This is a genomic window from Caballeronia terrestris (genome assembly GCF_001544515.1).
Lineage (GTDB): Bacteria > Pseudomonadota > Gammaproteobacteria > Burkholderiales > Burkholderiaceae > Caballeronia > Caballeronia terrestris.
Window position 1 is genome coordinate 1 of record NZ_FCOL02000141.1, and the last position, 6,295, is coordinate 6,295.

The 6,295-nt window shown below is 59.2% G+C and carries 5 protein-coding genes; 3 read left to right on the forward strand and 2 right to left on the reverse strand.

Features of this window, described 5'->3' with window-relative positions; translation table 11 throughout:
* Nucleotides 1–1,827 (reverse strand): magnesium-translocating P-type ATPase (gene mgtA / locus AWB67_RS33730; RefSeq protein ID WP_235025505.1); only part of this gene is annotated, 1,827 nt, incomplete at its 3' end.
* A gap of 897 nt (nt 1,828–2,724) precedes the next feature.
* On the opposite strand from mgtA, the gene AWB67_RS33735 reads away from it, so the two are divergent.
* Both AWB67_RS33735 and AWB67_RS42445 read left to right on the forward strand, forming a co-directional pair.
* Nucleotides 2,725–3,393 (forward strand): universal stress protein, encoded by a 669-nt coding sequence (locus AWB67_RS33735; protein ID WP_235025504.1) that lies wholly within the window; start codon nt 2,725–2,727, stop codon nt 3,391–3,393.
* On the forward strand, nt 3,384–3,563 hold the full coding sequence (locus AWB67_RS42445) for a universal stress protein (RefSeq protein WP_235025506.1): 180 nt from the start codon (nt 3,384–3,386) through the stop codon (nt 3,561–3,563). The genes AWB67_RS33735 and AWB67_RS42445 overlap by 10 nt, the downstream gene beginning before the upstream one ends.
* Before the next feature lie 516 nt (nt 3,564–4,079).
* On the opposite strand, the gene AWB67_RS33740 is transcribed toward AWB67_RS42445, so the two are convergent.
* Nucleotides 4,080–5,195 (reverse strand): AI-2E family transporter, encoded by a 1,116-nt coding sequence (locus AWB67_RS33740; RefSeq protein ID WP_235007847.1) that lies wholly within the window; start codon nt 5,193–5,195, stop codon nt 4,080–4,082.
* A gap of 601 nt (nt 5,196–5,796) precedes the next feature.
* Between AWB67_RS33740 and AWB67_RS33745 the strand changes: the two genes are divergently transcribed.
* Nucleotides 5,797–6,295 (forward strand): cation-transporting P-type ATPase (locus tag AWB67_RS33745; protein WP_268808145.1); only part of this gene is annotated, 499 nt, incomplete at its 3' end.

A 6,295-nucleotide genomic window follows, 5' to 3' on the forward strand; every position in this document is an offset into this window, starting at 1 on the left:
TTCATGCAGTGCGTCGATGATTGCGGCCTTCTGCAAAGGCGATACCTTGGCAAAAACGGAAGCGATCTCCGCCAGGTCCTGGAGTTGCGCCGCCGATAACGATTCGAGTTCCTTGCCGAGAACGACGCGGTCCACAAGAATGCCGACCTCATGGCAAATCTTACGTGTGACAATGTCGTTGTCCCCGGTAAGGATCTTTATCTGCACGCCGCTCGCCCTCAGGGCAGAAATCGCAGCCGCACAGGTTTCCTTGGGAGGGTCAAGAAATGCGATGTAGCCGAGCAGAGTCAGGTCGCACTCGTCGGCAACGCCATACGCGGCCTGTTCCGGCGGCATCGCCTTATAGGCTACCGCAACGACCCGGAAGCCATCTGCGTTGAGCCTGGCCGTGGTTTCCTTCGCTTCGGCGAAGTGGCTTTCATCGAGCAAGCCTTCCTCGCCGCCGACGGCATATCGCGTGCAGACCGAAAAAATCTCCTCGACCGCTCCCTTACAGATCAGGATGTGTGCACCGTCACCGCGCGCGAGCACAACCGACATCCGACGGCGCTCGAAGTCGAACGGCATCTCGTCGATTTTCTTGTATTGCTCATGAACCTTGAGTTGCTCTTCGAGCTCGACGTGCTTGAGCACGGCAACATCGAGCAAGTTCTTGAGGCCGGACTGATAGAGGCTGTTCAGATAGGCATATTCAAGAACCTTATCTGATTCGTCGCCGTGCACATCGAGGTGGCGCTTGAGGATGATGCGATCTTGCGTCAGCGTCCCGGTCTTATCGGTACAAAGGACGTCCATCGCACCGAAGTTCTGGATGGCGTTGAGACGCTTGACGATCACCTTCTTGCGCGACATTGCAATCGCGCCCTTCGCCAGATTGACCGTCACGATCATCGGAAGCATCTCCGGCGTAAGCCCAACTGCGACGGCTACGGCGAAGAGCAAGGCCTCGAACCAGTCGCCCTTCGTCAGTCCGTTGATTGTAAAGACAAGGGGAACCATGACCAGAATCAGGCCGATCATCATCCAGGTGATTCGCGTGATGCCCTTGTCAAAACTCGTCAGAACGCGTTGCGCAGCGATCATGCCCGCGACGTGGCCGAACGCCGTTCGTGACCCGGTGAGCACCACGACACCACAGCCGATCCCGCTCAGAACTGCGCTGCCCGTGAAGCAAATATTCGGCAAGTCGAACTGCGTATCGGCGGCGCCGGGACTGGCGTGCGCGAATTTTTCGATCGGCATGGCCTCGCCCGTCAGGGTCGACTGATTCATGAACAGGTCTTTTGCAGAAATCAGCCGCAAGTCGGCCGGAACCATGTCGCCGGCCGACAGCAGCACGATATCGCCTGGAACCACCTGCTCGATCGGCACTTCGATATGGTCTTGTACGTCACCCTGACCGCACCGGCGCACCGTGGCAGTCGTCAGCACCATCCGGCGCAGCGCATCGGCTGCCTTGTTCGAGCGGTGCTCCTGAAGAAAGCCCAGCGCAATGCTCAACACAACCATTATGACAATCAGGCTCGACGCGTGCCGATCGCCGAGGAAGTAGCTGGCCGCGGCAAGCGACAGTAAGAGCAGGTTCAATGGATTGATCGATCGATTGAGGAGTTCGCCGACGATCGTGTGACGTTCCGCCCGCGCAACCTCGTTGCGGCCGACGGCGCGCAAGCGCTGCTCTGCCTCGCCGTCAGCAAGACCTTCTGGCGCGCTGTGCAGCCGTTGCAACACATCCGCGGGCTCCAGACGCGCATACTCGACCAGAATTTCGCTGCTCGCGGCAGACGACCTGACGGCCGATTGCGATTCGTGCTTGCGGCCGAAAATTGTAGTCACGGCACTGAGTCTGTACCTGGAGTCAAGAAGAGGCATCGTACTGTCGGTTACCAGTAGTGTCGTTGGAAGGATCCGCCGGCTGCGAGCGAATCAGCGCGAAGGCGAGCGCTTCTGCAGGGCGGACGGCGGCAGGCCAGTCGGATCGCGCCGCGACGTTCACAGGGTCGCGGAGATTGCGCGGTTCGCCATTGATGTATGTCAACGCGGGAGCACTGAGGCGGATGGCCGCTTTGAACCGGCAGGTTTAGCTCGATCCCGCTGTCGTTGTACGGCGCGGCCGACGGGGTCTCTTCCCACGTCACCGTCCGGGTGGCGATCCGTCTCCTGGACCCGGATACACCGCCGACATACACGATCTGTCCAATATCGGAAAACGGGGTCAAGATCGCCCGCCAAGCCCTCGGTTAGGTCTGGCGCCCTCATGCAGTTCGGTGGAGCAACGCGCCGATCAAACCGAACTGCCTCGCAATCGAATACAGTCTTTCGCGCCATTCGCAGACCCCGAAGACGTCATGCACGTTTTGAAGACAGCTATCTGGCCGCGATAACGCGGATGGTTGCTCACAACTGTCAAAACGAGGAATGCTCCCGGCAACGCAAGAAGGACAAGAAAAACGAGTCGCTTAAACATGCAGTGCTCCTCAGAGGGGCTGAATCAAGATGTAGTCAGCTTAGGTGCGAAGCGAGGACGCGCGATTGATATGGGTCAATTGATTCCGATCACCGCCGGCTTCCACCCAACCGAGGGATCGATCACCGTAAATGCCATCGTGAGACGTATGGCATCGGATCGGCCCTCCGTTCCGTACCGTTTGATCTGGGTCAGGCCAGAGCTACGGATGCGTCCTAGACTTGAAATGTTTGGCCAATCCGACGGGAAATCCAGCAATGAGCTACAAAACTATCGTCGTGCAACTGGACACAAGTAAGCGCACCGCTGCGCGGATCGACTGCGCCCTGCATCTTGCGAGGCATTTCGGCGCGCATCTGACTGGTGTCTACTCGGACTTCACGCTGGATCCTAGATTTTATTATGAACGGTCGGGTGCGGAGCGATATTGCACATCGTTTGAACAAACCTGCATCGACCGTCGGGCGAGGGTCGAGAACATGTTTCGGTCCAGGCTTGCCCAGACGAAGGTGGCGGGTAATTGGGTCGCCAAGGAGGGGTACGCGCCCATTTCGCTTTCGCGCTATTCGCGCTGCGCGGACTTGACTATCACCGGTCAACACGACCCGGACGACCCCGAGGCTTATCTTGCCGATCGCTATCCAGAGCAATTGGTGCTATCCGCCGGCAGACCAGTGTTGGTTGTCCTGCACACCGGCGCGATGAATCCCGTTGGCGCTAAGGTCCTTGTGGCCTGGGATGATAGCCGCGAAGCGACGAGAGCAGTTCATGATGCGCTGCCGTTTTTGCAGCTCGCAAAGCGAACCGTCATGATTACGATAGTCGGCGAGGCCGATAAGCGTCGAGGCCCTCGCGCTCGCGGTTTGGACCTCGTGCAGCGCTCGCAAGGCAGGGTGCGCGAGTCGAGCATAGCGAGATTAATGTAAAAGACGGTGCGCGGACCGGTGAAACCCTGTTGTCGTTTGGATCCGAATTCGGTGCGAATCTAATCGTCATGGGCGCCTACGGTCATTCGCGGTGGCATGAATTGATACTGGGCGGTGCCACCCGGACGGTGCTGGAGGCCACGCAGGTTCCAGTGCTAATGTCCAATTAGTTTGGAGATCGAGGCGCGTCGGGATCGTACACGCAATATCCGATCTATTACTGCAAACGACCTCGTCACGCCAATACAGCTACCTCATGCGAGGCATATCGACCGGCGACTGATCGCCGGAATCTTCTGTTCGGCGCCGGCGGGGGGCTGGTGAGCTTCTGTCCGGGTGCGGCGCTCGCGTCGACGCTGGCAGCGGCCAGCCTAAAGGCATGACTTATGTCCTGCCGATGCTGATCGGTATGTGAATCTTCAGCGTCCCCGAGCGACGGCACCTCAACCGAAGCTGAGCCCGAAGACGCAAATAGAATTCTGAGTGCGTTCGTCAAGGCTCGAATCCCTGGACCGCGCACCGGGTCGGCCACAGAGTTCTGCGAGCCGATCGCGGCTCCGCAAGAGGCCGCCGCCGCGCTATGGCGTTTGAGCCTTGCCCTTGCAAGGCTCGCAGACCTGCGGCCACGACGTCTTTTCGTGGCCGCCAGCTTCCGCTGAGCGGCACCGCCTCGACAGCGCGACGGTTCATTCCAGCGGGACGCCCGGCGGGCAGCGAGTTGCAGTACGTGTACTCGCCTGCTCCTCCTGCCATTCACGCCATAGTGCCATAAGCACAGCCAATATGACGGGACCCAGGAAGAGTCCTATGAGACCAAAGGCCGCAAGGCCGCCCAGAACGCCGAACATCACAAGGAGAAACGGAATTCGGGCGGCGCTGCTGATCACAAGCGGCCGAATCAGGTTGTCCACCCAACTTACGACGAGTGCTCCCCAAAGCAACAGCCCGACCCCGGCAACGGTATCGCCGGTAAGCAGGAGCCACCCGCCGATCGATCCCCAGACAAACGGCGTGCCAAATGGTATCAAGGCGATCAGCGCGGTGAACGCCGCCAGCAGGAGCGGTGCCTGCACCCCTGCGGCCCAGTAACCCAATCCCGCGAGCGCGCCTTGTACGAGGGCCGTCAGCACGAGGCCGTACACGACCGATCGGGTCATGCCGCCGACCGCCACGAGATAGGTTTCCAGCCGCTCACCAAGGAAAGGCCATAGCGCCCGGCGCCCCTGATTCACTATGCTTTCGCCGTCACGGTACAGAAAGAACAGCGTTACAAGGGCGAAGCCCAGCTTCGCGGCATTGCGTCCGACGCCCCCAACGAACTGGCCGACTTCATCCATCCATTGCTCGGCCCACTGCGTCAGTTGCGCGCGCACGGCTGCGGGATCGCCCGTCGTCTGGTTCATGAGTTCCTGCAGCGATTCCCCAAGCCAGGGGATTCTCGCCACCCATTCAGGCAGTTGGTGGGGGCCGTTTGCAAAGTAGTTGGCTATGCTCTGGTAGGCGGCGGTTAGTTCGGTAGTCAGCGGTACGATCAACGAGAGCATCGGAAACACCAAGGCGCACGTCAGCAGCAGAGTCATCAGCAGCGCACTGGCGGCGGCATTGCCTCGCAACAACAACCGCAGCCTCAAATACGCCGGCCATGTCACGAAAGCGACGATGGCGGCCCACGCAACAGGAATAAAAGACAAATGCAACACTGCATATCCGAGAGCAGCTAGGCCGCCCCATAGCAGCAGGAGGACGATCCGCTTTACCGATGGCATCGAATGATTTTCATCCCTCGGATTCATTTTGTTCATCCAGGATATTTGCACAATCCCGCGAAACGCGGCTTGCCGGAGCGGCTTCTTACGACTCCCCTTTGTTAATTTATACCCGGCGCTGCGACGCAGCACTCGCCCATATCGAATATTGCATCGAGTGCGGAGGCCATGGCCGCCGCAATAGTAGCTTGATTAAACCTGCGCGAGACTCCCCGATCACATGGAGCTAAGATACCGGAAATACGGTTGCAACCGAGTGCCCGCCGCTGGGATGGGTCAAAAGTACGCGGCACGCAGCGCAAGCCTCTTGAGACCGGACTAAGTCCGGCCTGGTTCCGCGTCGCAATTTTCTACCAGCCGACATCGCAGGGGCTGCTTTGATCTACGTCAACGCATCGGTTCAAACGTCTCTGATACTGAATCAGATTGAAAGGGATGAAGCACGAGTACACGACGGCAGGAACGGATGAGGTACACGGCAATGGACCAGAAAGGTAGCGCTCTCGATTGACCGACGCGCCACAAGCCGTGGCTCTCAATACAGAAAATTAAATGCCAGACCATACTTTGGGCACTGCCGGGCGACAGCGCACGCCCAGGGCGTGTTCCGCCGTGAATTCGAGGCGCCTCATCGATCATGCTGGCTCACGACGACTCCTTTAATCCTGCTGATGCCTCGATGCACTGGCATACGTTAAGTACCGCGCGTACTGTCCAGCAGCTTGCCTCGGACCTTGAGCGCGGCCTGTCGTGCGACGAGGCGTGTCGGCGCCTGGCCAGAGACGGGCGGAACGACATTCAGGAACAGCGGTCACGAAGTGTCTTAAACATGGTGGTCTCTCAGTTCCGGGACTTCATGATCATCGTTCTAATCCTCGCAGCGGTCGTCTCGGGCATCATTGGTGATGCTACGGACACGCTTGTGATTATCGCGATCGTCCTGCTGAATGGTGTAGTCGGGTTCATTCAGGATTTTCGAGCTGAGCGAGCCATGGCGTCGCTACGGCAGCTCGCGGCCCTCAAGGCAATTGTCGTGCGTGCAGGCGAAAGGCAGACCATCTCGGCCTCGGAGATCGTTCAAGGCGACATCGTGCTGGTAGAGACGGGCAGCGCCATACCCGCCGACCTCCGCCTGG

Bases quoted from the DNA above. Each gene is read 5' to 3' on its own strand.
- AWB67_RS33740 (WP_235007847.1), bottom strand. From the start codon at position 5,195: ATGAACAAAATGAATCCGAGGGATGAAAATCATTCGATGCCATCGGTA.
- AWB67_RS33735 (WP_235025504.1), top strand. From the start codon at position 2,725: ATGAGCTACAAAACTATCGTCGTGCAACTGGACACAAGTAAGCGCACC.